Source organism: Pseudomonas sp. S3E12 (genome assembly GCF_001702295.1).
GTDB lineage: Bacteria > Pseudomonadota > Gammaproteobacteria > Pseudomonadales > Pseudomonadaceae > Aquipseudomonas > Aquipseudomonas marginalis.
In genome coordinates this window covers 49890-75664 of sequence record NZ_MBDT01000003.1, presented here as the reverse complement: position 1 = coordinate 75664, position 25775 = coordinate 49890, and the positions used below count along the sequence as shown (strand labels likewise).

Sequence of the window (25775 nt, the reverse complement as noted above, 5' to 3'; positions counted from 1 at the left end):
CTTCGCGAGCAAGCTCGCTCCTACATTGCTACGGGAAGCCTCCCACAGTAGTTTTGATTGAATTCCACTTTTCGCAGACTAGTATCGTTTTCTGGTTTTACTCCGGAAAACAAAAACAATGTCTGGGCCCCCCCTCTCCCGCTTCATCCTCATCACCTGCATTTCACTGATCAGCTTTTTCCCGATCAATATCCTGCTCCCGTCGTTCCCCGCCCTGTCCGCCCGGTTCGACACGCCCAGCGCAGACATCGCACTGTCCATCAGCCTGTTCACCCTGGTCTTTTCCATCTCCCAACTGCTCGCCGGTCCGCTTTCGGATAAATGGGGGCGCAAGGAAGTCCTCCTCGGCTGCATCACGCTGTCGATCCTCGGGGCGATAGGTTGCGCCATGGCGCCGGATTACCTGACCTTCCTGCTGTTCCGCACGGTCCAGGCCATGGGCTGCGGCTTCTTCGTACTGGGCCATGCACTGGTGGAAGACCTGTTCGACGAGCAGGACCGAGCCCGGGTGCGCCTCTATTACATGACCCTGAGCGGCTCGTTTGTCGCGCTGTCGCCGCTGATCGGCTCCTGGCTGCAAACCACCTTCGACTGGCAAGGGAGCTTCTATGGGTTTGCGCTGATGGCATCGGGCATGTTGATCCATGCGCTCTGTATCCTGCCGTCGAAGTCCTCCAGCCCGCACCGCGAACCGGTATCCATCATCGGCACACTCAAGGCCGTGGCGCGCAATCGGGACTTTCTGCGCTATTGGTGGATCGCCGCCCTGGTATTTGCCTGCTACTTCGCCTTGATCAGCGTAACGCCGCTGATTTTCATGGATGCGCTGAAACTGTCCGAATACCAATATGCGCTGGTGCTGTTGGTGTACGGCCTGGCCTATCTGCTCGGCGGTGTTGCTGCCTCGTACCTGCAAAAACGCATGGCGCTGTCCCGGCAAATCAATATCGGTCTTGGCTTGCTGCTCGTCGCAGGCGCGCTGTTAACGCTGATCGTCAGCATTGAAGCCATGACCACCGTGACCTTGTTGATCCCAATGCTGATCAGCGCCCTCGCGGTCACCCTGGTTCGGCCTGCGGCCATTTCCGCGGCGATGCTGTTGTTCTCGAGCAGCGCGGGCACGGCAGCGTCGGCGGGCAATAGCATCATGTTTCTCACTGCCGCTGTCGGCAGCGCGGCACTGGCCCAGGCCGGCGATCATCTATTGATGAGCATCGCCCTCAGTTTTATCGGATTCAGCCTCTGGGGGCTGGTGACCAATCGGCGGACTACGGTTCACGAACCACCGGCGTGAGCAACATGTCACTGGACTGCAACTGCCGGTAACGAGGCTTGACCAACGAGATCTTGCCCTCACGGATATCGTGGATCAGGGTCTCGGTATCCACATAGCCGTCGGGCAGTTGCGTCCATACGAGAGGGCCGCGATCGTCCCATTCGCCCTTATCGTCCAGGACAAAAATGCGCGGCGGCTTGAAGTCATGGCGATAACTGGTGCGGGGTATCGCAAGCACTTCAGGCTGCCCGTCCTGATCGAAGTCCACCGCCCACAACACACAGCCAGGCTCGCACCCAGAGTCAGTGTTCAGGCTGAGCTCGGCAAACTGCTCGCTGCCCTTGGGCTCAGGGCCGATCCATTCCAGCTCGGGCTTGGGCCGGCGGGCACGCTCTTTTTCATACTGCTCACTGAAACTCAGCGAGGTGTCTTCCATCCGCTCACGCAAGGCACGGCGCGATTCCGGGTCCAGAATGCGCTCCTGGTCCAGGTCGACCTGCAACTTGGCATACGCCGCCTCCCCAGCCTTCTCCAGGCCAAAACGCAGGTAGTGCGCGTCAAACTCTTCAGCCTTGGTACGCCCGTCGAGCAAACGCCGGACCTGATCGTCGACGCTCAGGCGCACCGGATCGAGGATCGGCGTGTTGACCAACACCACCAGCCCACAAAACAGCAGCGCCAAGGCCGGGTTGGTAACACGCAGGTTGGCCAGCCAGACCGGCGAACGCAACACCACCGCCCACACGGCCGCCAGGCCATACAAACCACAGAGTAACGCAGCCGCCAGTGCAATGAAGCGCTGTGGCGATAAGGCATATTGCTCGACCCGCAACCAGCTCGAATAAAACGCCAGGGCGGCGAGAATCGGCAGGCACAGCAGGCTCAATTCGATAAACCGCGTTAACCATTTGGGGTACGGTGGAGGTTGAACGCCCTCCTGAAAAACACCATTGAGCAAGAACAGCTGCGCCCCCGCCAGCACCAGCAGAATCGGCGTGGAATAACCCGTCGCCCAAATCCGACCGAGCCCGGTGAACGGCAAGGTCAGGGTAAACAGCAGGCTGATCAGGGCGATCAACGGCAACAACAAGCCACAGGCGCTGAACAGCATGCCGCGCATCTGGCCGATGACTTTCTCGCTGCGCGCCGCCAGGTACATGCCCAAGGCGAACACCAACGGCAAGCTGATGCACAGGAATAGCTGGCTCCAGAAGTGGCGCTCAAAAAATTCGATGCCCAGCATCAGGAACAGTCGGCCCCATAGCTTGAGCAGCAACATGAACACCCCCACCAGGATCAGGGCATACAGCACGATGAATACGCTGTTCCAGGCCTGCTGGAACAGGTCTTCATAACGCCAGCGTTGCCCTTTTTCGGCGGGCCAGGCGAACAGAAACGTGGCACAGACATAGCTCAACACCACCACGCTGATAAACCAGGAATTGATCGCCCAGCGGTTATTGCCGACATGGTCGAGGCCGTAGCAGACCCACAGCGTCATGCCACCCATCAACAGGGTGAATGCCAGCGTAGGCAGCAACGACCGCCACTGTCGGGCTTTTTCCCCCAGCAGTTGCAAGGTGGTACCGCCCACCAACACCACGGTGTAGGTGACAAAAAACACGGTTTCGCTCAAGCGATAGAGCTGATCGGAGTAATAGAAGACGATTCCCTGGATCAGACCGATCAGCAGGTAGAACCCAAGAAAACGATGGATACCGGGCATTCCAATTCCTTTGGAGAGGGGTCGGGGCAAAGGGCCGCCAGTCTAAACAAAGCCAGCGGCCCTGAGTATCCCGTTCCCTCCAGCCGCCAGCGGTGTAGAATCGGCCCTATTCATCGCCAGTCATCCCCCGGCGGGTTTATGAGCTCAAGGCCAATGCGCACGGCGATCCCGTCACGTTTGCGGCAACTTCCGGACACCAGTGCCATTTTTCGGGTGTTCCAGACGTCAATAGAAGCTCACTCCCCTTTGATACCGATTAGCCGCCCGGAGTGCTCCAATGCCTGATTACCGCTCGAAAACATCCACCCACGGCCGCAACATGGCCGGCGCCCGCGCATTGTGGCGTGCCACGGGGATGAAAGATGACGACTTCAAGAAGCCGATCATCGCCATTGCCAACTCCTTTACCCAGTTCGTACCCGGCCACGTGCACCTCAAGGACCTGGGCCAACTGGTCGCCCGCGAGATCGAGCGCGCTGGCGGTGTAGCCAAGGAATTCAACACCATCGCCGTGGACGACGGCATCGCCATGGGCCATGACGGCATGCTGTATTCCCTGCCGAGCCGCGAGATCATCGCCGACTCCGTGGAGTACATGGTCAACGCCCACTGCGCCGACGCCATCGTGTGCATCTCGAACTGCGACAAGATCACCCCCGGCATGCTGATGGCCGCCCTGCGCCTGAACATCCCGGTGATCTTCGTCTCCGGCGGCCCGATGGAAGCCGGCAAGACCAAACTCGCCTCCCATGGCCTGGACCTGGTCGACGCCATGGTCATCGCCGCCGATTCCAGCGCTTCTGACGAGAAGGTTGCGGAATACGAGCGCAGCGCCTGCCCGACCTGCGGGTCGTGCTCCGGCATGTTCACCGCCAACTCGATGAACTGCCTGGTCGAAGCCCTCGGCCTGGCATTACCGGGCAACGGTTCGACCCTGGCCACCCACAGCGACCGTGAGCAGCTGTTCCTGCAGGCCGGCCGCACCATCGTCGAGCTGTGCAAGCGCTACTACGGCGAGAACGATGAGTCGGTGTTGCCGCGCAATATCGCCAACTTCAAGGCGTTCGAAAACGCCATGACCCTGGACATCGCCATGGGCGGTTCCACCAACACCATCCTGCACTTGCTGGCCGCGGCCCAGGAAGCCGAGATCGATTTCGACCTGCGCGACATCGACCGTCTGTCCCGCCATGTGCCGCAACTGTGCAAGGTCGCGCCGAACATCCAGAAGTACCACATGGAAGACGTGCACCGCGCCGGCGGGATCTTCTCGATCCTAGGCTCGCTGGCCCGTGGCGGCCTGCTGCACACCGACCTGCCGACCGTGCACAGCAAATCCCTGGCCGAAGGCATCGCCAAGTGGGACATCACCCTGACTGACGACGAAGCCGTGCACACCTTCTTCAAGGCTGGCCCGGCCGGTATCCCGACCCAGACCGCGTTCAGCCAGTCGACCCGCTGGGACACCCTGGACGCCGACCGTGAAAACGGCTGCATCCGCAGTGTCGAGCACGCCTACTCCAAGGAAGGCGGCCTGGCCGTGCTGTACGGCAACATTGCCCTTGACGGGTGCGTGGTGAAAACCGCCGGCGTGGATGAATCCATCCACGTCTTCGAAGGCCGCGCCAAGATCTACGAAAGCCAGGACAGCTCGGTACGCGGCATCCTCGCCGACGAAGTCAAAGAAGGCGACATCGTGATCATCCGCTACGAAGGCCCGAAAGGCGGTCCGGGTATGCAAGAGATGCTCTACCCGACGTCGTACCTGAAGTCCAAGGGCCTGGGCAAAGCCTGCGCCCTGCTCACCGACGGCCGTTTCTCCGGCGGCACCTCGGGCCTGTCCATCGGCCACGCGTCACCTGAAGCCGCTGCCGGCGGTGCGATTGGCCTGGTGCAGGACGGCGACAAGGTCCTGATCGACATTCCGAACCGCTCGATCAACCTGTTGATCAGCGATGAAGAGCTGGCAGCGCGCCGGGTCGAGCAGGACAAGAAAGGTTGGAAGCCGGTGGAGAAGCGTCCGCGCAAAGTCACTACCGCGTTGAAGGCTTACGCCCTGCTGGCCACAAGCGCCGATAAGGGTGCCGTGCGTAATAAGGCAATGCTGGATGGGCTGTAAGCCCCATCAGTAGCCTCGAAAATGCCCCGATCTCCGGGGCATTTTTTGTCCGCCGCTGGAACCCAATGCCATCAGCTACCAATAAATAAACTGACCCTACCGAGCCCAGCACTGCAAGGGCCAGTTCGTGATCTCAGTTTTCTAACAGGTAACGCTTATGCCCAGAATCGCGCGCCCCTCTCCTGTCACTGTTTCCACGCCCCTCCAGCATCCCCCACAACACACAGAAAACCCGCCGCCAAAAGGGGCAACGTCCCTTGGTGAGCATTTCTACCTGTTCCAGGGCCCCACACAACAGTCTCCCAGAAAGTTGATCATCAGCGCCCATGCCGCCTACTTTCCGGGTATGAACTTGAAAGTGCCGGAGAAGGCATCTCTTATTTTTTATGGCCCGGCTGGTCATTCGCTGCAAGACCCCACCCTGGGCGCGATAGCCGGGGAAACCGTCGAGATTTACGAGAAAACCCGTTCTGGTGGAAACGTCCGAAATTACATGCTCGGCAAATACCAGGAAGAGTCTTATAACAACATTCGGTATACCGTGAACAACTCGGACTTCGACGTGCTGACTGTGCGCAACCGGAAAAAACCTTCACTCACCCTGAGGAACATTGCTATCACTTTGCAGGACGCCCTCACGGCGGTGAATAACAAAGGGCTGCAGTATCAAGAGATTCACGCTTCATTCTGTCGCCCGAATGTACTTAATCCTGCTGCCCCTCTATACCGTGCGCCTTTGCGTTAAGAAAGCGGCAAAACAACTCAGAGAACTCGAGCGCTTTCGGCTTGACGATCCACCCGCTGAAGGGGGTGGCAACAAGATGATAGAGCAGGAGGATCTGCCGAGTCGCTGCTCCCACATTTTGATGTGTGCACACCTTCAAATGTGGGAGCTGGCTTGCCTGGGATGCAGGCGACTCGGTGTTACTGAATCTCGTCAGGCTTGACGATCACCCAGTTCTTGTCCGCCGTCACCGGCAAGCCTTCCTTGGCTTGCGCCGCTGCATGCTTGGCGATCATGCCGTTGAGTTGGGTCATGTATTTGTCCTTGCGGTTGATCCACAGGTGGATACCGCCCTTGGCCACGTCCACATCGTGGAACAGCATGTAGCCATCGCTGGTCGGCGTATCGCCGCCGACGATCACCGGTTTTTTCCATTCATCGATGTAGGTCAGGATCGCCGCGTGCTTGCCGGCCATCCAGGTGGCCGGGGTCCACAGGTAGGGGGTCAGTTCCAGGCCGAGGTTGGCTTTTTCGTCGTATTTGCCGGCGGCGATCTGTTTACGTGCGGTGGTCAGTTCGCCCGTGTTGCGGTCCTTGAGCAAGGTCGTTACGCCAATGACATTCTCGGGTTTGACGTTGTAGCCGTACTTCGGATCGGCGGCGACCATGCGCACCAGTTCTTCCGACGCGGCGGTCATCACGTACACCTCGATGCCGTTTTCCATCAGCTTGTTGTACAGCTCGGCCTGGCCGGTGAAGACCTTCGGTGGCTGTACCTCGGACTGCTTGACCACGTCGCCTTCGAAATAGCTGACCGGCACCGGTTTGCCGGAGGCCATCAGTTCATCCACCTGGACCTTGAGTTCCTTGAGGGTGAAGCCGGAAAACACCTGCGCAACCCACGGGTAGCACACCATGTCGTCGACTTCGCAGAGGCGGTAGTAGTAGCTGAACAGACTTTCCTTATGGTCGGCGGTGTCTTTGAACGGCATAAGCTTGAGCGACGGGTCGAGGCTGTCGCGGGTGATCAGGCCCTTGTTTTCCATGTAGGGCAGCAGGGATTCTTCGAGGTCGTAGCGGTAGCTGGTGTTGTCCATGTCGAACACCGCGAAGTTACCCTTGTTGGCGTTGGCGGCGATCATCTCGTTCAGTTGTTTGGCGGCGGGTGCCGGCCAGTGTTTCAACTCGGTGGCGGCGAACGCCTGGCTGGCGAGTCCGAGGCAGAATGCGGCGGCTAGTAATTTCGGCGCGAGCTTCATAGGCGTTGTCTCCCTGAGTGAAAGACATGGACGCTAACAAATCCCTGTGACAGTTCCCAACGCGAGCACGACGGTGTGCGTCCTGATTCCGTCACGGGCATACGCCGGAGCGTCAGCAGCTTATTCCAAAAACGACAGTCGCCATTCCATATTGGTATTAAATCAATATATTTCAAGCTGTTAGCATTTCCGGTTCGCAATCGCAGGCTCACGCGATTGGCTGCCTTCTCAACGGAGCTTCAATGAATCTGCCCCTGATTCTCAACTTGCTGGTGTTCGTGGCCCTGTTGCTGGGCCTGGCACAAACCCGTCGCACCCACTGGAGCCTCGCCAAGAAGGTTCTGTTCGCCCTGGTCCTCGGCGTAGCGTTCGGTACGGCCTTGCACGCCATTTACGGCGACGGCAACCCCGTGCTCAAAGCCTCCATTGGCTGGTTCGACCTGGTCGGCAACGGTTACGTGCAACTGCTGCAAATGATCGTGATCCCGCTGGTATTCGCTTCCATCCTCAGTGCCGTGGCGCGCCTGCATAACGCCTCGTCCCTGGGCAAGATCAGCTTCCTGACCATTGGTACGCTGCTGTTCACTACCGCGATTGCAGCGCTGATCGGTATCGGCCTGACCAACCTGTTCGGCCTCACCGCCGAAGGCCTGGTGGCCGGCACCCAGGAAATGGCCCGCCTGCAAGTGATCCAGAGCGATTACGCCGGCAAGGTCGCCGACCTGAATATCCCGCAGTTGCTGCTCTCGTTCGTGCCGGCCAACCCGTTCGCCGACCTGGCCCGGGCCAAGCCGACGTCGATCATCAGCGTGGTGATTTTCGCCGCCTTCCTTGGGGTTGCCGCGCTGCAACTGCTCAAGGATGACGTGGAAAAAGGCCAGAAGGTGCTCAACGCCATCGACACCCTGCAAGCCTGGGTGATGCGCCTGGTGCGCCTGGTGATGAAGCTGACGCCGTACGGTGTGCTGGCGCTGATGACCAAGGTCGTCGCCGGTTCCAACCTGCAGGACATCATCAAGCTCGGCAGTTTTGTGGTGGTGTCGTACCTGGCCTTGGGCCTGATGTTCGTGGTGCATGGCCTGCTGCTGTCCCTGGCCGGGATCAACCCGCTGCGTTTCTTCCGCAAAGTCTGGCCGGTACTGACCTTTGCCTTCACCAGCCGCTCCAGCGCGGCGGCCATCCCGCTGAGCATTGAAGCGCAGACCCGCCGCCTGGGCATCCCGCACTCCATCGCAGGCTTCGCCGCCTCATTTGGCGCGACCATCGGCCAGAACGGCTGCGCCGGCCTCTACCCTGCCATGTTGGCGGTGATGGTGGCGCCGACCGTGGGCATCAACCCGCTGGACCCGCTGTGGATCGCGACCCTGGTAGCGATTGTGACCCTGAGTTCGGCCGGTGTGGCGGGCGTGGGCGGCGGCGCGACCTTCGCCGCGTTGATCGTGCTCCCGGCCATGGGCTTGCCGGTGTCACTGGTGGCGCTGCTGATTTCCGTGGAGCCGCTGATCGACATGGGCCGTACGGCGCTGAACGTGAATGGTTCGATGACGGCGGGGGCCATTACCAGCCAGATCATGGGGCAGACGGATAAAGCGTTGTTGGATGCGGATGAGCATGGGGCGTTGGCGCAGGCCTGACGGAATAAGCTAGTAGGGACCTCACTCCCTGCTAGCTCAAACGATCAGCAGCCTTTCGGTAAACCTCATCACGCTCACGCTTATCGACAGCCACGACAAACACCGTGATCTCCTGATCAATGACTTGATACACCAACCGATAACCGGTGCTGCGTAGCTTGATTTTGTCAATCGGGCAAGCCATGCAGACGGCTGGCTTCAATACGTGGATTGTTCAGGATCTCGACCAGCTTCTTTTTAAACTGTTGACGAACGGTATCGCCCAGTTTGTGCCATTCCTTCAAAGCCCGTGCATCGAAACCCAGTTCATAGGTCATCCAGTGAGACCTTCACCCGCTGGGGCGCAGCCAGCCGCTCCCGAACTGTTGCCAACAATGCCTCATCATCTTCAGTCATGAGGACAGGCTTGAAAGGTAACTGGCCGCGGTCTGCCACGTACTGCAAGGCTTGACGCATTAATTCCGATGGGGTGACGCCGAGCTTTTCCAACTCGTGATAAGCACGAGCCTTAAGGTCGTCGTCGATACGTACGTTGATAGAGGCCATGGGGCAGCCCTCACTGTAAAGACATTGGTCATTACAGTGGCGCATCGAGGCTTCTTTTGCAAGTCTGACTAATCTGGTGCCTGTCAGGCCTTTTCCCAAACCTCAAAACTGTACGCCGGCTTGTCCCCTTCCGGCGGATTCTCGACATTCGACACCAACTTCCACTGGCTCGCATCAAACGCCGGAAACCACGCATCCCCTTCCGGGCTCAGCGCCACGCGCGTCAGGTACAGGCGATCCGCCTGTTCCAGCCCCTGCGCATATAACTGCGCGCCGCCGATGAGCATCAGCTCATCCACGCCCTGCTCCAGCGCCCAGGCTTCAGCCCGCGCCACGGCGGCATCGAGTGACGGAAAAACTTCCGCACCTTCCAGCGCCAGGTCGGTCTGACGGCTGACCACAATGTTCAAGCGCCCCGGCAGCGGTCGGCCTAGGGAATCCCAGGTCTTGCGCCCCATGATGATCGGCTTGCCGAGCGTGGTGGCCTTGAAATATTTGAAATCCCCCGGCAAATGCCAGGGCATGCTGTTGTCGACGCCGATCACGCGGTTTTCACCGAGGGCTGCGATCAGGCTTAAAGGGAGAGTTTTTTTCATGGCGACGAGAATACCAGAGCCACGAACCAGCGGTTATGCTCCAAGCTCACTTGCACGACAGGAAGACGCGTGACCGCACTGACCCCCCTGCAAAAACTCTGGCTGACGGAAACCGTGCGCCTGCGTGAAGAACACGCCGGCCCCCTGGAAGACCAGGAAGCCAATCGCCTCGCGCGCACGGCGGGCGGCGATCTGCCGACGCGCATCCAGCAGCGCGCCCTGCACCTGGCCGAGCGCGATGGCCTGACCGCCGCCCTCACGCGCTGGCTGCAAGGCGCACGCCTGGCCCTGGTGCTGCTGGCGGTGGTGGCTGTCATCAGCGGCGCGGGCCTGGCCTTTGCAGCGCTGGGCAACGGCTTGACCCCGGTGAATGTGTTCTGGGCCCTGGGCAGCCTGCTCGGCCTGAACCTGATCCTGCTGTTGAGCTGGGCGTTGGGGCTGCTGTTTGCCGGCGAGCACGGCGCCAGTCTCGGGCGGCTGTGGCTGTGGCTCAGTGAAAAGCTTGCGCGCGATGCCAAGGCCGCTCAGTTGGCCCCGGCGTTGCTGCTGTTGCTGCAACGGCAGAAACTCAATCGCTGGGCGGTCGGGGTGCTGGTCAACAGCCTGTGGTTGCTGGCGCTGCTCAGCGCGCTGGTGATTCTGCTGACGCTGCTCGCCACCCGCCGTTACGGCTTTGTGTGGGAAACCACTATCCTCGGCGCCGACACCTTCGTCGCCGTGACCCAGGCCCTCGGCACCCTGCCCGCCCTGCTGGGCTTCAACGTACCGACCGTCGAGATGATCCGCGCCAGCGGCGATTCCGCCCTGAACATCGAAAGCGCCCGCCAGGCGTGGGCCGCCTGGCTGGTCGGGGTATTGCTGGTCTACGGCCTGCTGCCCCGCTTGATCCTCGCCCTGCTGTGCCTGTGGCGCTGGAAACGCGGGCGCGCCGCCCTGCACCTGGACCTCAACCTGCCCGGCTACAGCCCACTGCGCGAACGCCTGATGCCCAGCAGCGAGCGCCTTGGCGTCAACGACGCCGCGCCGGAACAGCTGCACCCCGTCACAGGCGGCGTCAGTGCGCTGGACAGCGACGGCGCCTTGCTCGTCGCCATCGAACTGGACGATCAACATCCCTGGCCGCCCAAGTTGCCGGCGAAGGTTAAGAACGCCGGCATCCTCGACAGCCGCGAATCGCGCAACAAGCTCCTGGAGCAACTCAGCCGCTTCCCGCCCGCGCGCCTGGCCATCGCCTGCGACCCGCGCCGCTCGCCGGACCGCGGCAGCCTGGCGCTGATCGCCGAACTCGCACGCAGCGCCGCCGCCACTCGCGTATGGCTGTTGCAAGCCCCGCCCGGCCAGGCGCTGGATGCCGAGCGCCTGGGCGACTGGCACAGCGCGCTGCAACAACTGGAGCTGCCGTTCGCCGATTGCGCGCCGTTGAACTGGCTGGAGACCGGTCATGACTAAGCCACTGAAACTCGCGGTGGTCGGCCACACCAACGTCGGCAAGACCTCGTTGCTGCGTACCCTCACCCGTGACGTCGGGTTCGGCGAAGTCTCCCATCGCCCCAGCACCACGCGGCATGTCGAAGGTGCGCGCTTGTCGGTCGACGGCGAAGCCTTGCTGGAGCTGTACGACACGCCCGGCCTGGAAGATGCTATCGCCCTGCTCGACTACCTGGAACGCCTGGATCGCCCCGGCGAACGCTTGGACGGCCCGGCCCGCCTGGCGCGGTTCCTGGAAGGCAGCGAAGCCCGCCAGCGTTTCGAACAGGAAGCCAAGGTGCTGCGCCAACTGCTGGCCTCGGACGCCGGCCTGTATGTGATCGACGCTCGCGAGCCGGTGCTGGCCAAGTACCGTGATGAGCTGCAAGTGCTGGCCAGTTGCGGCAAACCGTTGCTGCCGGTGCTCAACTTCGTCAGCAGCAGCGACCACCGCGAGCCGGACTGGCGTGAAGCCCTGGCACGCCTGGGCCTGCATGCGCTGGTGCGTTTCGACAGCGTCGCGCCGCCGGAAGACGGCGAACGCCGACTGTATGAAAGCCTCGCCCTGCTGCTGGAAAACGCCCGGCCGCAGTTGCAGCGCCTGATCCTCGACCAGGAAGCCCAACGCCAGGCCCGTCAACAGAGCGCCGCGCGGTTGATTGCCGAATTGCTGATCGACTGCGCCGCGTGCCGACGCAGCGTGGTGACTGAAGATGAGCAACAAGCCATCAGCGATGTGCGCAAGGCGGTGCGTCAGCGCGAACAAAAATGCGTGGAGGCCCTGCTCAAGCTGTTCGGCTTCCGCCCCCAGGACGCCGCCGCCAGCGATTTGCCGTTGCTCGACGGCCGCTGGGGTGATGACCTGTTCAACCCGGAAACCCTCAAGCAACTCGGCGTGCGCGTCGGCGGTGGCATCGCCGCAGGCGCAGCGGCCGGAGCCGGTGTGGACCTGCTGGTCGGCGGGCTGACCCTCGGCGCCGCCGCCCTGGCGGGCGCCATCGCCGGTGGCGCGTTGCAGACCGCACGCAGCTACGGCAGCCGCCTGCTGGGCAAGATCAAGGGCCAGCGCGAGCTGACCGTGGATGACAGCGTGCTGCGCCTGCTCGCCCTGCGCCAGCGCCAGTTGCTCAAGGCCCTGAACCTGCGTGGCCATGCGGCGATGCACAGCATCAAGGTCGATACGCCCCAGGACAAGACCTGGCGCGAAGGCAAATTGCCGGACGCGTTGCACAAGGCCCGGGCCCACCCGCAATGGTCGTCCCTCAACTCCCAGGCCAGACTGAGCCAGGCCGAACGCCAGGAACAGGTCGAAGCCCTGGCCCAGCGCCTCGACGAGACTTAAGCCGCCAGCAGCTGCCGGGCCTTGGCCTTGAGCACTTGCAGGTCGAGCACCGGCACGTGCATTTGCTTGGCCTGTTCGTCCCAGTGGCGCAGGCGCAGGCTGATATGGCACAGCGGGTCTTGCTCAAACGCCCGAGCCTCCTCGGCCGTCATCACGCCGCCCTGGTAACCCAGGGTGCGGCGGCTCGCCTCGCTCAAGCATGCGTAGTAGTCCGGCCGGCTGAACGTCAGGTAGCGCTTGGCCTGGACGTGGTACTCCACCAGCCTGGCCAGGCGCTCACTGAAGCCTGCGCGACGCAAATAATCCGCGCCCAACCGTTCATGGCTGGCCACGCCATAACCGCCCATGTTCTCGCCACCCTGGCCGCACAGATGGCCGATATCGTGGAAAAACGCCGCCAGCACCACTTCATCATCGAAGCCTTCGGCCATGGCCAACTGCGCGGCCTGGGACATGTGCTCGATCTGCGACACCGGCTCGCCGATGTAATCCGCCGTGCCGTGCTGCTCGTACAAAGCAAAGACTTCGGCAATCGCCCGTTCCGGGTTCATCACGCGTCTCCCCACAGGGTTGTGATATTGCGCTCGGCCATCGCCGGCCCCACGCTCATGCCCACTCCTGTGTGCATCAAGGCGGCGCTCACGCCAGGTGCGGCCTGCACAAATGAAAACGGCGCCGGGCCCCTGGCACCGTAGACGCCCTGCCAGCGCTCCACCACCTGGATCTTGCAACCCAAGGTCTGTTCGGCCAACTCGATCATCCAGTCATCCACCTGCTCGGCATTGAACGGCGAGGCATCGCTGCCGTAGTCGTGGGAGTCGCCGATGATCAGTTCGCCATGGGGCGTCGGGCTGATCAGCAGGTGAATCCCGTGTGCATGCAGGTGCGGCGCCTCGCGCAGGATTTGTGCCTGTACCGGCGCGGCTTCAGGCAGGTCGGCAAAGGCGCCGTAGTGCACGCAACTGAGGCCGGTGAGCAACGCGTGTTGCAGGTTGAGGTTGAGTGCAGGCCGGGCGCGCAGCATTTGCAGGCGGCAGATCTGCGGGTTGAGTTCGGCGATCGCCTCGGCCAACAGGGTTTGATAATCGTGGCCGGAACAGACGATAACCTGCTCGCCACGAAAACTGCCCGCCGTGCTGTGCACCTGGCCCGGTTCGACATCGCGCACCAGGGTGGAGAAGTAAAATTCCACACCCAGTTGCTGGCTCAGGTAGTGGATCAGCACTGGTATCGCCTCGCGCGAATACAGTTGCTGGTCGTCCCGGCCATGCAGCGCGGCGCGGTGATGGCGGAACTGGCCGCCATACAGATCCTTCAACGCCGCGCCTTGCAACAGGTCGACGTTATAGCCGTGTTCACGCGCGCGGCCGGCGCAGAAGGCTTCCAGCAGATGCTCTTCGGCTTCGGTGCGGGCGAACAGGTACGAGCCGTTGCGCTTGAGCTGCAGGCCGGCAACCCGAGCCCATTGCCCCCAGATATCACGGCTTTGCCGTGCCAGCTCAAGCATCGGCCCCGGCGGCTGACCGGTGACCAGGGCCTGGCCGAAGTTGCGTACCGAGGCGCCCAGGGGTGTGGCGCTGCGCTCGAACACCTTGACCTTGAGCCCGCGCCTGGCGGCGGCGTAGGCGTGGGACAGGCCGAGGATGCCGGCGCCGATGATGAGCAGGTCGCTGTGGTGTGTCATTTAGTGATGTCCTGTTTTCAAGACCGCTATCGGGGGCAAGCCCCCTCCCACATTTCGATTTGTGAATGCAGTCAAGTGTGGGAGGGGGCTTGCTCCCGATGAGGCCAGTAGCCCTAACGAAAACCTTACTGCCCCGCCACCTTCTCCGACTTGCCGTCATAGCGCTTGCGCCACTCAGCCAGGATGCTGTCGCGGTTTTTCGAGGCCCAGCCGAAGTCGTTCTTGATCAACCGCTGCTCGTAGTCGGCCGGCAATTCGGTCTGCGGCTTGGCGATCCCCGGCTGGGCGAGCACGGCGAAGTTGTCCTTGTACAGGTCCATTGCCGCTGTACTGGCGGAGAAATCCGCGAGCTTTCTGGCGGCGTCCGCATGGGCGGTGCCCTTGATCACGGCGGTGGCTTCGATGTCCCAGCCCAGGCCTTCCTTCGGCAGGATGATGTCCAGCGGCGCGCCCTGGCGCTTCAGCTGCACGGCCGGATACTCAAAGGAAATACCAATCGGGAACTCACCGGAAGCCGCCAGCTTGCACGGCTTGGAACCGGAGTGAACGTACTGGCCGATGTTCTGGTGCAAGTCGTCCATGTACTGCCAGCCCTGCTTCTCGCCGAAGGTTTGCAGCCACGCGCTCACATCCAGGAAGCCGGTGCCGGACGAGGCCGGGTTGGGCATCACGATCTTGCCCTTGTACTCGGGCTTGGTCAGGTCTTGCCAGCTCACCGGCTTGGTCAGGCCCTGCTTTTCGGCTTCGACCGTGTTGAAGCAAATGGTTGCCGCCCACACATCCATGCCGACCCAGGCCGGTGGGTTGGCGGCGTCACGGTAATTCTTGCCGATCTTGTCCAGGTCCTTCGGCGCGTAGTTATCGAGCATGCCTTGCTGATCGAGGATCGCCAGGCTCGACGCGGCCAGGCCCCATACCACATCGGCCTGCGGGCGGTCTTTTTCGGCCAGCAGCTTGGCGGTAATGATGCCGGTGGAGTCGCGGACCCATTTGATCTCGACGTCGGGATTGGCCTGTTCGAAGGCTTTTTTGTAGGTCTTCAACTGCTCGGCTTCAAGGGCCGTGTACACGGTCAACTCGGTCTTGGCGAAGGCATTCAGGCTGAATGCAGTGAGTACGGCAGCGACCAGCGCCAGGGGCTTGAACATGGAGCACCTCCTTCAGGGATGGTTATTGGCCGGGCGCGGTCTGGCGCCAGGCTTGGGAGCGGCGCAAGGCGCCACGTGAAGCCCACGCCAGCAGCAGCGAAACGCTGCCTGAGGTGAACAGGATCAGGGTCGACATGGCCGCCGCGCCGCCCACATTGCCGGCATCGTCCATGTTCAACACGGCGACGGCGGCGAGGATGGTGTCGGGGCTGTAGAGGAAGATCGCGGCGGACACGGTGGTCATCGCCGACACAAACAGGTAGCGCACGATGTCCAGCAGCGCCGGCAGGCAGATCGGCACCGTGACTTTCAAGTAATGGCGATACAGCGGCGCCTTGAGCGACAGCGCCGCCGCTTCGAACTCGGCGTCCAGCTGGCGCAGCGCGGTGGTGGCGGTCATCTGTGCGGTGGTCAAATAGTGAGCAATGGTGCACACCACCAGCAGGGTCATGGTGCCGTAGAACACATGCAGCGGGTTGCCGCTCAGGTTGAAAAAGAACACGTAGCCCAGGCCCAGCACCAACCCCGGCACGGCCATCGGCACAAAGCTGAGCATGCGCAGCGCCAGGTTCAGGCCCTTCTGGCCCTTGGTCTTTTCCATCAGGTAGGCGCCGGTGAAGATCAATACGCTGCCGATCAATGCCGTGCACAACGCCAGGGTCAAGCTGTTGCGATAGGCCAGCCAACCGCCGCCGGCCGTGTCTTCGAACTGGTAGTGGCTGAACGACAGCGACAGGTTGTACGGCCAGAATTTCACCAGCGAGGAGTACACCGCCATGCCGAACACCACCAGCAACACGGCACTGATGAGCAGCACGATAAGCAGATAGGCGCTATCCCTCAGGCGCGACGGCGCCGGCTGGAAGACCTGGGCGCGGCCACTCATGGCATCGCCGTGGCGACGGCGCAACCAGGCGTCGACGCCAAAGCTGAACAGCGCCGGCAGCAGCAACACCATGCCGATCAACGCACCGCGACCGAACTGTTGCTGGCCGACCACCGCCTTGTAGGCTTCCAGCGCCAGCACTTGGTAATCCCCACCCACCACCACGGGCACGCCGAAATCCGTGATGGTCAGGGTGAACACCAGGCAGAACGCAGCAAACACCGCCTGGCGCGTGGCCGGCCAGGTGATGCTGCGGAACGCCCGGGCAGGGCTGGCGCCCATGCTCGAGGCCGCATCGAACAAGCGCGCATCGGCCAGGGACAGCGCCGACAGCAAAATCATCAGGGCATGTGGGAAGGTGTAGATCACCTCACCGAGGACAATGCCCCAGAAGCCGTAGATGTTGTCCGAGAACAGCCCGCGCAACAGGCCCTGGTTACCGAACAGGTAGACCAGTGCAATCCCCGGCAGCATCGACGGCGCCATCAACGGCAGCAGCGACATACCGCGCCAGAGGGCCTTGCCGGGTATCAACGTACGTTGCAGGGCGTAGGCAAACAGGTAGGCCAGCGGTACGACGATGGCCGCCACGCTGAGGGAGACTTTCAGGCTATTGCCCAGCAGCCAGTGGAAGTTGGCGCTGGTGACCAACGCCCGTGCGGCCACCAGGCCACCGCCCTGCCCGGCCTCGCTGCTGAAACCGCGCCAGAAGATCGCCAGCAGTGGCAGCAATACGGCGATGCCCAGCAGCACCAGCCAGAGCAGTTTGCCGCCGACCACGAAAATACGGTCGCCGATTTCGGCGCGTGACGCTTGACGCGCCAGAGTCATGACCGCGGCCATCTCAGGCAAACACCTGCAGGCTGCGCGGCGGCAAGGCTACCCAGATGTCCTGGGCGCCCAGGCGCGGCATGGCTTCCGGGGCCAGCTCGGCAAGCAGCGGATGGCCGGGCAGTTGCTCCAGCTCAAAGCTCATGCGGCAGCGGTTGCCCAGGAAGGTGATCTCGCGGACCTTGGCCGGGAACAGGTTCTCCTCATGCACCGCCGGGTTGACGCTGATCGCTTCCGGGCGACAGAACAGCCGGCCGGACCTGGCCACGCCGGCATCCTCGGCCAGGCGCATGTTCATCCCGCCGACCTGGGCATGGCTGGCACTGTTGCGACTGAACGGCAGCCAGTTCCCCTGGCCGACAAACTCCGCCACAAACGGCGTGGCCGGGCGGTCGTAGATTTCCTGGGGCGTGGCGTATTGCTCGACCTTGCCGTTGTTCATCACGGCGATGCGGTCGGCCATCAACATGGCTTCGTCCTGGTTGTGGGTGACCATCAGGGTGGTGATACCCAGGCGCCGTTGCAGCTGGCGCAGCTCAGTGCACAGATGCTCGCGCACGCGGGCGTCGAGGGCCGACATCGGCTCATCCAGCAACAGCAATGACGGCGCCGGTGCCAGGGCACGGGCCAGGGCAACCCGCTGCTGTTGGCCGCCGGAGAGTTGGCCGGGGTACTTCTTTTCACTGCCAAGCAGCCCCACCAGTTCAAGCATCTGTCCGACGCGCTGGCGCACTTCATCGCGACCGCTGCCGGTGAGGCCGTAGCCGATGTTCGCTTCGACGGTGAGATTGGGAAACAGCGCGTAGGACTGGAACAGAATGCCGTAGTCCCGCGCCTGGGGCGGCAGCAGGGAAACATCTCGATCACCCAGGTAAAGTTCGCCGCTGTCCTGGCGTTCCAGGCCGGCGATGCAGCGCAGCAACGTGGTCTTGCCGCAGCCGGAAGGGCCGAGCAGGCACACCAGCTCGCCGGCAGCCACGTCCAGGGACACATTGTCCAACGCCGTAAAGGCGCCGAAGCGTTTCTGGATACCGCGCACGTTCATCGGCGCGCCGGGTTGGGTCAGGGCTGTGTTCATGGTGGCACCTCATCAAACTGATGAAGGCCATGCTAGGCAGGCAATGCGTCCCTCTTGTGGCAGAAAGGCAAAAGGCGGCGATAGTGGTATTCGCAGATTTGTGTAGGACGCTTAGCGGTGAGCTGCCTGGTCTACCGCAATCGGGAGCAAGCCCCCTCCCACACTTGACCGAGTTCCAACATGGAAATGCGGTCACCTGTGGGAGGGGGCTTGCTCCCGATTGGTCCCCAAAGCCACTACAAGGCTTTAGATCGGCGACATTTCCTGCGCCAACCCCAGAAACGCCGCCGGCAGACGAGCGCCTTTTCTTTCCTTGAGGCAGTACAGGTACTCGGGAATCTGCGGCGCGTTCTCGATGGTCAACACCCGCAACTGTGGGTCATGGGGCACTTCCTGGCGGGCGATGATGCTGATGCCGATATTGCGCAACACCGCTTCGCGGATCGATTCACGGCTGCCGATTTCCAGCAGCGGCCCGTAGCTCACGCCGGCGCCTTGCAGCATCTCTTCCGTGAGCCGCCGCGTGGTGGAGCCGGCTTCACGCATCAACAACGTATGCCCGGCCAAGGCACTGAGGGGCACATGGTCGAGCTTGGCCAGTGGGTGGTTGCGGTGTACCGCCAGCACCAACGGGTCGGTGCCCAGTACACGACGGATCAGGCGCGGGTCTTCGAGCAACTGTGAGGACGCAGCGACATCGACGCGGTAGTCATCCAAGGCTTCAAGCACCTGCTGGGAGTTGCCGATTTCCACCGACACCTCCACCTGCGGCAGGCGTTCGCGAAAGGCTTTGACCAGGTCGAGGATGTAGTACGGCGCCGTGGCGGCAATCCTCAGCGCACCCTGGACCTGGCCGCTGTTGCGCAGGAAAAACTCGATGTCCGCTTCCTGCTGCAGCAGCGTCTTGACCATCGGCAGCAGGCGCGCGCCCTCGTCGCTGACGGTGAGGCGGCGCCCGCCACGGTAGAACAACTCAACGCCGTACTGGCTTTCCAGGTTGCGAATCTGGGTGGTAACGGTGGGCTGGCTCAGGCCGAGTTTTTTCGCCGCCTGGGTAATACTGCCCAGGCGGGCGACCATAAAAAACGCCTTCAACTCGGCACTCAGCACACCACCCTCTCATCCTCTATTTGCGCAACAGGCGCAGGCCATTGAACACCACCAGCAGGGCCACGCCCATGTCGGCGAACACCGCCATCCACATGGTCGCCATGCCCAGGAACGTGACCACCAGGAAGATCGCCTTGATCACCAGGGCCAGGGTGATGTTCTGCTTGAGGATACTCGACGTTTGCCGCGACAAACGAATGAATGCCGGAATCTTGCGCAAATCATCGTCCATCAAGGCCACGTCGGCCGTCTCGATAGCGGTGTCGGTGCCTGCCGCGGCCATGGCAAAGCCAATCTCGGCGCGCGCCAGGGCCGGGGCGTCGTTGATGCCGTCGCCGACCATGCCCACCCGGTGGCCTTGGCCGTAGAGGGTTTCGATGGCGTGCAGCTTGTCGGTGGGCAACAGGTCGCCCTGGGCCTGATCGATGCCGACCTGGGCCGCAATCGCCTGGGCGGTGTGGGTGTTGTCGCCGGTGAGCATCAAGGTCTTGATGCCCAGCTCATGCAGTTGCTGGATGGCTTCGCGGCTGCTGTCCTTGACCGTGTCGGCCACGGCGAACAGCGCCAGCGGGCCGGACTTGTCGAGCAACAGCACCACGGACTTGCCCTGTTTTTCCAGGGCGAACAGTTTTTCCTCCAGCTCCGGCGAACACAGGCCAAGGTCTTCCACCAGGCGGTGGTTGCCCAAGTGGTAGGTCTGGCCATTGATGTCGCCGCGCACACCGCGACCGGCCAGGGCTTCGAAGTTATCCACAACGTGCACCGGCAGGTTTTTATCCACAGCCGCATTGGCAATCGCCAGGGACACCGGATGATCGGAGCGCCCGGCCAAACTGGCGGCCAGGGCCGGGGCGCTGTCTTCGACAGTGGGGAACAGTGCCAGGTAATCGGTTTGCACCGGCTTGCCGTGGGTAATCGTGCCGGTCTTGTCGAGGGCCAGGTAGTCAAGCTTGTAACCGCCCTCCAGGTACACACCGCCCTTGATCAGGATGCCTTTGCGCGCCGCAGCCGCCAGGCCGCTGACAATGGTCACCGGGGTGGAGATCACCAGCGCGCACGGGCACGCCACTACCAGCAGCACCAGGGCGCGGTAGATCCAGTCGAACCAGGCGCCGGCCATGAACAGCGGCGGGATCAGCGCCACACCCAGGGCGAACAGGAATACGGCCGGGGTGTAGATTTTCGAGAAGCTGTCGACGAACCGCTGGGTCGGTGCCCGCGCGCCCTGGGCCTGCTCCACCGCGTGGATGATGCGGGCCAGGGTGGAGTTGTTGGCAGCCGCCGTGACCTTGTACTCCAGGGAACCGGCCTGGTTGATGGTGCCGGCGAAGACTTTATCGCCCACGGTCTTTTCAATCGGCAGGCTTTCACCGGTGATCGGCGCCTGGTCGATGGTGGACTGGCCGGCGGTGACTTCGCCGTCAAGGCCGATACGCTCGCCGGGTTTTACCCGCACGATTGCGTCCAGCTCAATGCTTTTGACCTCCATTTCGACCCAGCTTCCATCAGCCTGCCGAACCGTGGCCTGTTCCGGTGTCATCTGCATCAAGCCACTGATGGCATTGCGCGCACGGTCCAGGGACTTGGCTTCGATCAGCTCGGCCACGGTAAACAGGAACATCACCATGGCCGCTTCCGGCCACTGGCCGATCAGGACCGCGCCAGTGACCGCGATGCTCATCAAGGCGTTGATGTTCAGGTTGAGGTTTTTCAGGGCGATCCAGCCCTTCTTGTAAGTGGTGAGGCCGCCGCTGAGGATCGACACCAGCGCTACCAGCGCAATCACCCAAGTGGGCGCGGCATTGGTGAAGTGCAGTACTTCGGCGCCCAACGCCCCCACACCGGACAACGCCAGCGGCCACCAATGCTTCTTGGCGGGCGGCTCGGCGGCCGGGGTGCCCTCCACGATCGGATCGGCCTGCATACCCAGGGATTTGATCGCATCGATGATCGGCGCGGTACTCGGCAGGTCATGGGTGACGCCGAGGATGCGGTTGATCAGGTTGAATTCCAGCTGCTGCACGCCGGCCAGCTTGCCCAGTTTGTTCTGGATCAGCGTCTGCTCGGTGGGGCAGTCCATGGCTTCGATGCGGAAGGTACTCAGGCGCGAGCCGGCGGTGGGCGCCTCGCTCAACTGCACCAGCACAGGCGCGGGCGTGCCGGAACAGCAGGAACCGCCATGGCCGTGATCGTGCACGGGGGTGAGTTTCTTCGGCCCATGATCATGGTCGTGGTCGTGTTTGTGCGGGGTGTGAATGGAGTCGCTCATCAGGTCGCGTCCGTAAGGTGCCTGTTGCCAAGTAAAGACCCTGTAGCCACTATAGGGTCAAGCACCCATTTGGAGATTGCTGCAATGAAGATCGGCGAACTGGCCAAACTGACCGACTGTCCGGTGGAAACCATCCGTTATTACGAGAAGGAAGGCCTGCTGCCACCCCCGGCACGCACCGAGGCCAACTACCGCGTGTACACCCAGGCGCACACCGAGCGGCTGATCTTCATCCGCAACTGCCGCAGCCTCGACATGACCCTGGAAGAGATCCGCAGCCTGCTCGGGCTACGGGACAGCCCCCAGGACCAGTGTGAAAACGTGAATGCGTTGATCGACGAGCATATCCACCATGTGAAAGCGCGGATTGACGGGCTGCTGGCGTTGCAGGAGCAGTTGCTGGACCTGCGCCAACGCTGTGGCGGCGGGGACCACTGCGGGATTTTGCAACGGCTGGAAGTCAACGGCGGTGTGGCCGCCAGCGAGGCCGAGCCCTCACACGTAGGCAGAAGCCACGGGCATTAATTCAGCCTGGTAACCGAATCAAAATGTGGGAGGGGGCTTGCCCCCGATGGCGGTGTGTCAGTCATTCTTCACTTAACTGATCCACCGCTATCGGGGGCAAGCCCCCTCCCACATTTTGACCGAGACAGTCCTTTTAAATGGCGACGTCGGCTTTAATGCTTGGATCGGCCTCGTAGCCTACGATTTCGAAGTCTTCGAATTTATAGTCGTAGATCGATTCGGGCTTACGCTTGATCACCAGTTCCGGCAGCTTCTTCGGCGTGCGCGCCAGCTGGGTGCGGATCTGCTCCATGTGGTTGCTGTAGGCATGGGTGTCGCCGGTGGTGACGATTATCTCGTGGGGGATCAGGTCGCATTGCTGGGCCAGCATATGGGTCAGCAGCGCCAGGGCGGCGGTGTTGTACGGCAGGCCGAGGAATACGTCGGAGCTGCGGATGTACAACTGCATCGACAGATGGCCGTCATGCACGAACGCCTGGTACAGCAGGTGGCAAGGTGGCAGGGCTTGCTTGCCGTTGCGCGCGTTTTCCTGGGGGCTTTTGGTTTCGTCCGGCAGGTATTCGACGTTCCAGCCGTGGAACAGGATGCGACGGCTATTGGGGTTGGTCTTGAGCGTGTGCACCATGTAGTCGATCTGGTTGATCGTGCCGCCATCCTTGGTCGGCCATGCAGTCCACTGCTCACCATACACCGGGCCCAGGTCACCGTCTTCGGTGGCCCACTCGTCCCAGATTTTCACACCGTTTTCGTTCAGCCACTTGATGTTGGTGTTGCCGCTCAACATCCAGATCAGTTCGTTGGCGATGCTTTTGAAGTGAAGCTTCTTGGTGGTCAGCAGCGGGAAGCCGTCGGCCAAGTTATGCCGATACTGACGGGCGAACACGGCCTTGGTGCCGGTGCCGGTACGGTCGCCCTTGGTCAGGCCATTGGTCACGACGTCGTTCAGTAGTTCGAGATATTGCTTCATGTCATTACCCGTATCGTTGAAGCCGAGACCTCGCGGGCCTCGGCATTCGAATTTAAAGCGCGGTGTGCTTCAGCGGTTGCGGGCGATTGTACGCCCACCACAGCAGGCCCAGGCCGACCAGGATCATCGGAAGGCTGAGTACTTGTCCCATGGTCAGCCAGCCCCACGCCAGGTACCCCAGCTGGGCATCCGGCACGCGCACGAACTCGACGATGAAACGGAAGATCCCGTAGAACAGCGCGAACATGCCGGAAACGGCCATGGTCGGGCGCGGTTTGCGCGAAAAGAGGTACAGGATAAGGAACAGTGCCACGCCTTCCAACGCGAACTGGTACAGCTGCGACGGATGGCGCGGCAGTTGCGCCGGGTCGCTGAACGGCGGGAACACCATGGCCCACGGCACGTCGGTCGGCTTGCCCCACAACTCGGCGTTGATGAAGTTGCCGATACGCCCGGCGCCCAGGCCGATCGGTACCAGCGGCGCGACGAAGTCCATCAGTTGGAAGAACGACTTGCCGTTGCGCCGGCCAAACCACCAGGCCGCGATCATTACGCCGATAAAGCCACCGTGGAATGCCATGCCGCCTTTCCACACTTCGAAGATCAGCGTCGGGTTGGCGATGTAGGCCGAGAGATCGTAAAACAGCACATACCCCAGGCGCCCGCCGACGATCACCCCCATCGACAACCAGAACACCATGTCGGAGAGCTTCTCCTTGGTCCAGGTCGGGTCGAAACGGTTCAGGCGCCGGGAGGCCAGCAGCCATGCACCGCCGATGCCGATCAGGTACATCAACCCGTACCAGTGGATTTTCAGCGGACCGATGGCCAGGGCCACCGGGTCGATCTGCGGGTAAGGCAGCATTGCGACTCCTCGTTAAATCATTCGTTATGGCGACCGGACCATGCCCGGACGCGATTAAGCCTGCGTTACAGCAAAAAATTCAAACCGACACAAAACAGCAAGCCGGCGAACAACCGCTTGAGCAAGCGCGGCGACAACCGGTGCGCCAGGCGTGCGCCGAAACGGGCAAACACCATGCTGGTCAGGGCAATGCCCAGCAGCGCCGGCAAATACACGAACCCTAGACTATGAGCGGGCAACAGCGGGTCATGCCAGCCCAGAATCATGAAACTTAACGCACTGGCCAGGGCAATCGGCAAGCCACAGGCGGACGAGGTGGCCACCGCCTGTTGCATCGGCACGCTGCGCCAGGTCAAAAACGGCACGGTCAGCGAGCCGCCGCCGATGCCGAAAATCGCCGAAGCCCAGCCGATCACGGTACCGGCTAACGTCAGGCCGAGCTTGCCCGGCACCGTGCGACTGGCCTTGGGCTTGACCTCCAGGGCCAGTTGCACGGCGATGATCAGGGCGAATACGCCGATGATCTTCTGCAAGTGGGGGCCGGAAATCGCCTCGGCGGTCAGTGCACCAAAGCCGGCGCCGAGCAGGATGCCCACGGTCATCCAGACAAAGATCGGCCAACGCACCGCGCCACGTCGGTGGTGCTCACGCACGGCATTGACCGAGGTAAAGATGATCGTCGCCAGGGAGGTGCCCACGGCCAGGTGGGTCAGCACCTGCGGGTCGAAGCCCTGCAGGGTGAAGCTGAACACCAGCACCGGCACGATGATGATCCCGCCGCCCACGCCAAACAGCCCGGCGAGCACGCCCGCGCACGCGCCCAGCAGCAAATACAGCAGAAATTCCATGGGAGCCCCCAAACCAGGTCCGGCATGTTAACGGATGGAAGGCATGCGACCCAACTGGATACGATGGAACGCCGCTGCCGGTGTGGGTAGAGTGGCAAAAAACACAAACGGGAATCGCCTGATGTGCCTGATTGTTTTTGCCTGGCGGCCGGGCCATGCCCAGCCGCTGATCGTCGCGGCCAACCGTGATGAGTTCTACGCCCGCCCCAGCCTGCCGCTGGCCCAGTGGCCGGATGCGCCCGAAGTCTACGCCGGCCGCGATCAGGAAGCGGGCGGCACCTGGCTGGGCGTGAATGCCGATGGGCGGTTTGCGGCCCTGACCAATATCCGTGATCCGCACCAGCCGCCGGCACGCAAGTCCCGCGGGGAACTGGTGGCACGGTTTCTCAGTGGTTCGCTGCCGATTGACCAGTATTTGGCCGACGTTAACGGCCGATCGATTGAATATGCCGGGTTTAACCTGCTGGTGGGGACGCGGGAAGAGTTGTGGCATTACAACGCCAATCACACCGAGCCGACGCAGTTGAAAGCGGGCGTGTATGGGTTATCCAATGCAGGGCTGGATACACCTTGGCCAAAACTGCTGAAGGCCAAAGCCGCGCTGAGTGAGTTGCTGAACGATCCCCAGCCCGAAGCGCTACTGGAGATTCTGAGCGATCCGCAGATTGCACCGTTTGCCGAACTGCCGGATACCGGCGTGGGGTTGGCGACCGAGAGTTTGCTGTCGAGTGTCTTTATCGCCAGCCCCAGTTATGGGACACGGGCGAGCACGGCGTTGATTGTGAATGCCGATGGCACGCGGCGGATGGTGGAGCGCAGCTTTGGACCGCATGGTGGGCGGCTCGGAGAGGTAGAACTCAAGTTCTGACGCTGAT

22 protein-coding genes and 1 pseudogene are annotated in these 25775 nt (G+C 62.1%); 8 read left to right on the top strand and 15 right to left on the bottom strand.

The window, feature by feature from the left end:
• Positions 1-118: 118 nt before the first annotated feature.
• A complete protein-coding gene (locus BB029_RS02315; protein ID WP_065938098.1) occupies positions 119-1294 on the top strand; it encodes an MFS transporter in 1176 nt (391 codons plus the stop codon).
• Here the strand turns inward: BB029_RS02315 and BB029_RS02310 are convergent.
• Positions 1269-3002: a DUF4153 domain-containing protein gene (locus BB029_RS02310; RefSeq protein ID WP_027606117.1), complete on the bottom strand. Its 1734-nt coding sequence runs from the start codon at positions 3000-3002 to the stop codon at positions 1269-1271. The two genes, BB029_RS02315 and BB029_RS02310, sit on opposite strands and share 26 nt — an antisense overlap.
• 277 nt (positions 3003-3279) lie before the next feature.
• On the opposite strand from BB029_RS02310, the gene ilvD reads away from it, so the two are divergent.
• Positions 3280-5121 (top strand): dihydroxy-acid dehydratase, encoded by a 1842-nt coding sequence (ilvD, locus tag BB029_RS02305; protein ID WP_027606118.1) that lies wholly within the window; start codon positions 3280-3282, stop codon positions 5119-5121.
• 157 nt (positions 5122-5278) lie between these two features.
• A complete protein-coding gene (locus tag BB029_RS02300) occupies positions 5279-5866 on the top strand; it encodes a putative adhesin (protein ID WP_065938097.1) in 588 nt (195 codons plus the stop codon).
• Between the two features lie 179 nt (positions 5867-6045).
• Here the strand turns inward: BB029_RS02300 and BB029_RS02295 are convergent, their stop codons facing one another.
• Positions 6046-7104, bottom strand: coding sequence for a hypothetical protein (locus BB029_RS02295; RefSeq protein WP_027606122.1), 1059 nt, complete (start codon positions 7102-7104; stop codon positions 6046-6048).
• A gap of 242 nt (positions 7105-7346) precedes the next feature.
• On the opposite strand from BB029_RS02295, the gene BB029_RS02290 reads away from it, so the two are divergent.
• Entirely contained in the window at positions 7347-8738 is a 1392-nt protein-coding gene (locus tag BB029_RS02290; RefSeq protein ID WP_065938096.1) for an L-cystine transporter, read from the top strand.
• Between the two features lie 31 nt (positions 8739-8769).
• On the opposite strand, the pseudogene BB029_RS02285 reads toward BB029_RS02290, so the two are convergent.
• The 3 genes and pseudogenes from BB029_RS02285 to BB029_RS02275 form a co-directional block, all read right to left on the bottom strand.
• A pseudogene (locus BB029_RS02285) lies at positions 8770-9055 on the bottom strand (type II toxin-antitoxin system RelE/ParE family toxin).
• Positions 9045-9284, bottom strand: a complete 240-nt coding sequence (locus BB029_RS02280) for a type II toxin-antitoxin system RelB/DinJ family antitoxin (RefSeq protein ID WP_065938253.1) — start codon at positions 9282-9284, stop codon at positions 9045-9047. The pseudogene BB029_RS02285 and the gene BB029_RS02280 overlap by 11 nt, the downstream one beginning before the upstream one ends.
• 83 nt (positions 9285-9367) lie before the next feature.
• Positions 9368-9880, bottom strand: coding sequence for a dihydrofolate reductase (locus tag BB029_RS02275; RefSeq protein ID WP_065938095.1), 513 nt, complete (start codon positions 9878-9880; stop codon positions 9368-9370).
• Between the two features lie 69 nt (positions 9881-9949).
• Here BB029_RS02275 and BB029_RS02270 point away from each other — a divergent pair, with 69 nt between their 5' ends.
• On the top strand, positions 9950-11329 hold the full coding sequence (locus tag BB029_RS02270) for a DUF2868 domain-containing protein (RefSeq protein WP_065938094.1): 1380 nt from the start codon (positions 9950-9952) through the stop codon (positions 11327-11329).
• The gene (locus BB029_RS02265; protein WP_065938093.1) at positions 11322-12689 is read left to right on the top strand and encodes a DUF3482 domain-containing protein; all 1368 of its coding nucleotides are present in this window, start codon (positions 11322-11324) and stop codon (positions 12687-12689) included. The genes BB029_RS02270 and BB029_RS02265 overlap by 8 nt, the downstream gene beginning before the upstream one ends.
• Here the strand turns inward: BB029_RS02265 and BB029_RS02260 are convergent.
• From BB029_RS02260 to BB029_RS02230, 7 genes are all read right to left on the bottom strand, one after another.
• On the bottom strand, positions 12686-13240 hold the full coding sequence (locus BB029_RS02260; RefSeq protein ID WP_065938092.1) for a phosphonate degradation HD-domain oxygenase: 555 nt from the start codon (positions 13238-13240) through the stop codon (positions 12686-12688). The two genes, BB029_RS02265 and BB029_RS02260, sit on opposite strands and share 4 nt — an antisense overlap.
• Positions 13240-14373 carry a TIGR03364 family FAD-dependent oxidoreductase gene (locus tag BB029_RS02255; protein ID WP_065938091.1) on the bottom strand — a complete coding sequence of 378 codons (1134 nt, stop codon included), beginning with the start codon at positions 14371-14373 and terminating at the stop codon, positions 13240-13242. Before BB029_RS02255 ends, BB029_RS02260 begins: the two co-directional genes overlap by 1 nt.
• 125 nt (positions 14374-14498) lie before the next feature.
• Positions 14499-15521, bottom strand: a complete 1023-nt coding sequence (locus tag BB029_RS02250) for a putative 2-aminoethylphosphonate ABC transporter substrate-binding protein (protein WP_065938090.1) — start codon at positions 15519-15521, stop codon at positions 14499-14501.
• A 22-nt stretch (positions 15522-15543) separates the two neighbouring features.
• Entirely contained in the window at positions 15544-17250 is a 1707-nt protein-coding gene (locus BB029_RS02245) for a putative 2-aminoethylphosphonate ABC transporter permease subunit (protein ID WP_065938089.1), read from the bottom strand.
• A 1-nt stretch (position 17251) separates the two neighbouring features.
• Entirely contained in the window at positions 17252-18316 is a 1065-nt protein-coding gene (locus BB029_RS02240) for a putative 2-aminoethylphosphonate ABC transporter ATP-binding protein (RefSeq protein ID WP_065938088.1), read from the bottom strand.
• A gap of 246 nt (positions 18317-18562) precedes the next feature.
• Positions 18563-19426, bottom strand: a complete 864-nt coding sequence (locus BB029_RS02235) for a LysR family transcriptional regulator (protein ID WP_065938087.1) — start codon at positions 19424-19426, stop codon at positions 18563-18565.
• A gap of 16 nt (positions 19427-19442) precedes the next feature.
• Positions 19443-21695 carry a heavy metal translocating P-type ATPase gene (locus tag BB029_RS02230; RefSeq protein ID WP_065938086.1) on the bottom strand — a complete coding sequence of 751 codons (2253 nt, stop codon included), beginning with the start codon at positions 21693-21695 and terminating at the stop codon, positions 19443-19445.
• 84 nt (positions 21696-21779) lie between these two features.
• On the opposite strand from BB029_RS02230, the gene cadR reads away from it, so the two are divergent.
• The gene (gene cadR / locus BB029_RS02225) at positions 21780-22220 is read left to right on the top strand and encodes a Cd(II)/Pb(II)-responsive transcriptional regulator (RefSeq protein WP_027606134.1); all 441 of its coding nucleotides are present in this window, start codon (positions 21780-21782) and stop codon (positions 22218-22220) included.
• Between the two features lie 133 nt (positions 22221-22353).
• On the opposite strand, the gene BB029_RS02220 is transcribed toward cadR, so the two are convergent.
• From BB029_RS02220 to BB029_RS02210, 3 genes are all read right to left on the bottom strand, one after another.
• Positions 22354-23187: a thymidylate synthase gene (locus BB029_RS02220; protein ID WP_027608429.1), complete on the bottom strand. Its 834-nt coding sequence runs from the start codon at positions 23185-23187 to the stop codon at positions 22354-22356.
• Positions 23188-23239: 52 nt separating this feature from the next.
• On the bottom strand, positions 23240-24052 hold the full coding sequence (lgt, locus tag BB029_RS02215; RefSeq protein WP_027608428.1) for a prolipoprotein diacylglyceryl transferase: 813 nt from the start codon (positions 24050-24052) through the stop codon (positions 23240-23242).
• A 65-nt stretch (positions 24053-24117) separates the two neighbouring features.
• The gene (locus BB029_RS02210; RefSeq protein ID WP_065938085.1) at positions 24118-24900 is read right to left on the bottom strand and encodes a sulfite exporter TauE/SafE family protein; all 783 of its coding nucleotides are present in this window, start codon (positions 24898-24900) and stop codon (positions 24118-24120) included.
• A gap of 121 nt (positions 24901-25021) precedes the next feature.
• Here BB029_RS02210 and BB029_RS02205 point away from each other — a divergent pair, with 121 nt between their 5' ends.
• Positions 25022-25768, top strand: coding sequence for an NRDE family protein (locus tag BB029_RS02205; protein WP_065938084.1), 747 nt, complete (start codon positions 25022-25024; stop codon positions 25766-25768).
• Positions 25769-25775 lie beyond the last annotated feature (7 nt).

Bases quoted from the DNA above. Each gene is read 5' to 3' on its own strand.
- BB029_RS02280 (WP_065938253.1), bottom strand. From the start codon at position 9,284: ATGGCCTCTATCAACGTACGTATCGACGACGACCTTAAGGCTCGTGCT.
- BB029_RS02310 (WP_027606117.1), bottom strand. From the start codon at position 3,002: ATGCCCGGTATCCATCGTTTTCTTGGGTTCTACCTGCTGATCGGTCTG.
- BB029_RS02260 (WP_065938092.1), bottom strand. From the start codon at position 13,240: ATGAACCCGGAACGGGCGATTGCCGAAGTCTTTGCTTTGTACGAGCAG.
- BB029_RS02240 (WP_065938088.1), bottom strand. From the start codon at position 18,316: ATGAACACAGCCCTGACCCAACCCGGCGCGCCGATGAACGTGCGCGGT.
- BB029_RS02220 (WP_027608429.1), bottom strand. From the start codon at position 23,187: ATGAAGCAATATCTCGAACTACTGAACGACGTCGTGACCAATGGCCTG.
- BB029_RS02205 (WP_065938084.1), top strand. From the start codon at position 25,022: ATGTGCCTGATTGTTTTTGCCTGGCGGCCGGGCCATGCCCAGCCGCTG.
- BB029_RS02250 (WP_065938090.1), bottom strand. From the start codon at position 15,521: ATGTTCAAGCCCCTGGCGCTGGTCGCTGCCGTACTCACTGCATTCAGC.
- lgt (WP_027608428.1), bottom strand. From the start codon at position 24,052: ATGCTGCCTTACCCGCAGATCGACCCGGTGGCCCTGGCCATCGGTCCG.
- BB029_RS02265 (WP_065938093.1), top strand. From the start codon at position 11,322: ATGACTAAGCCACTGAAACTCGCGGTGGTCGGCCACACCAACGTCGGC.
- BB029_RS02230 (WP_065938086.1), bottom strand. From the start codon at position 21,695: ATGAGCGACTCCATTCACACCCCGCACAAACACGACCACGACCATGAT.
- BB029_RS02315 (WP_065938098.1), top strand. From the start codon at position 119: ATGTCTGGGCCCCCCCTCTCCCGCTTCATCCTCATCACCTGCATTTCA.
- BB029_RS02210 (WP_065938085.1), bottom strand. From the start codon at position 24,900: ATGGAATTTCTGCTGTATTTGCTGCTGGGCGCGTGCGCGGGCGTGCTC.
- cadR (WP_027606134.1), top strand. From the start codon at position 21,780: ATGAAGATCGGCGAACTGGCCAAACTGACCGACTGTCCGGTGGAAACC.
- BB029_RS02300 (WP_065938097.1), top strand. From the start codon at position 5,279: ATGCCCAGAATCGCGCGCCCCTCTCCTGTCACTGTTTCCACGCCCCTC.
- ilvD (WP_027606118.1), top strand. From the start codon at position 3,280: ATGCCTGATTACCGCTCGAAAACATCCACCCACGGCCGCAACATGGCC.
- BB029_RS02290 (WP_065938096.1), top strand. From the start codon at position 7,347: ATGAATCTGCCCCTGATTCTCAACTTGCTGGTGTTCGTGGCCCTGTTG.
- BB029_RS02255 (WP_065938091.1), bottom strand. From the start codon at position 14,373: ATGACACACCACAGCGACCTGCTCATCATCGGCGCCGGCATCCTCGGC.
- BB029_RS02245 (WP_065938089.1), bottom strand. From the start codon at position 17,250: ATGGCCGCGGTCATGACTCTGGCGCGTCAAGCGTCACGCGCCGAAATC.
- BB029_RS02275 (WP_065938095.1), bottom strand. From the start codon at position 9,880: ATGAAAAAAACTCTCCCTTTAAGCCTGATCGCAGCCCTCGGTGAAAAC.
- BB029_RS02295 (WP_027606122.1), bottom strand. From the start codon at position 7,104: ATGAAGCTCGCGCCGAAATTACTAGCCGCCGCATTCTGCCTCGGACTC.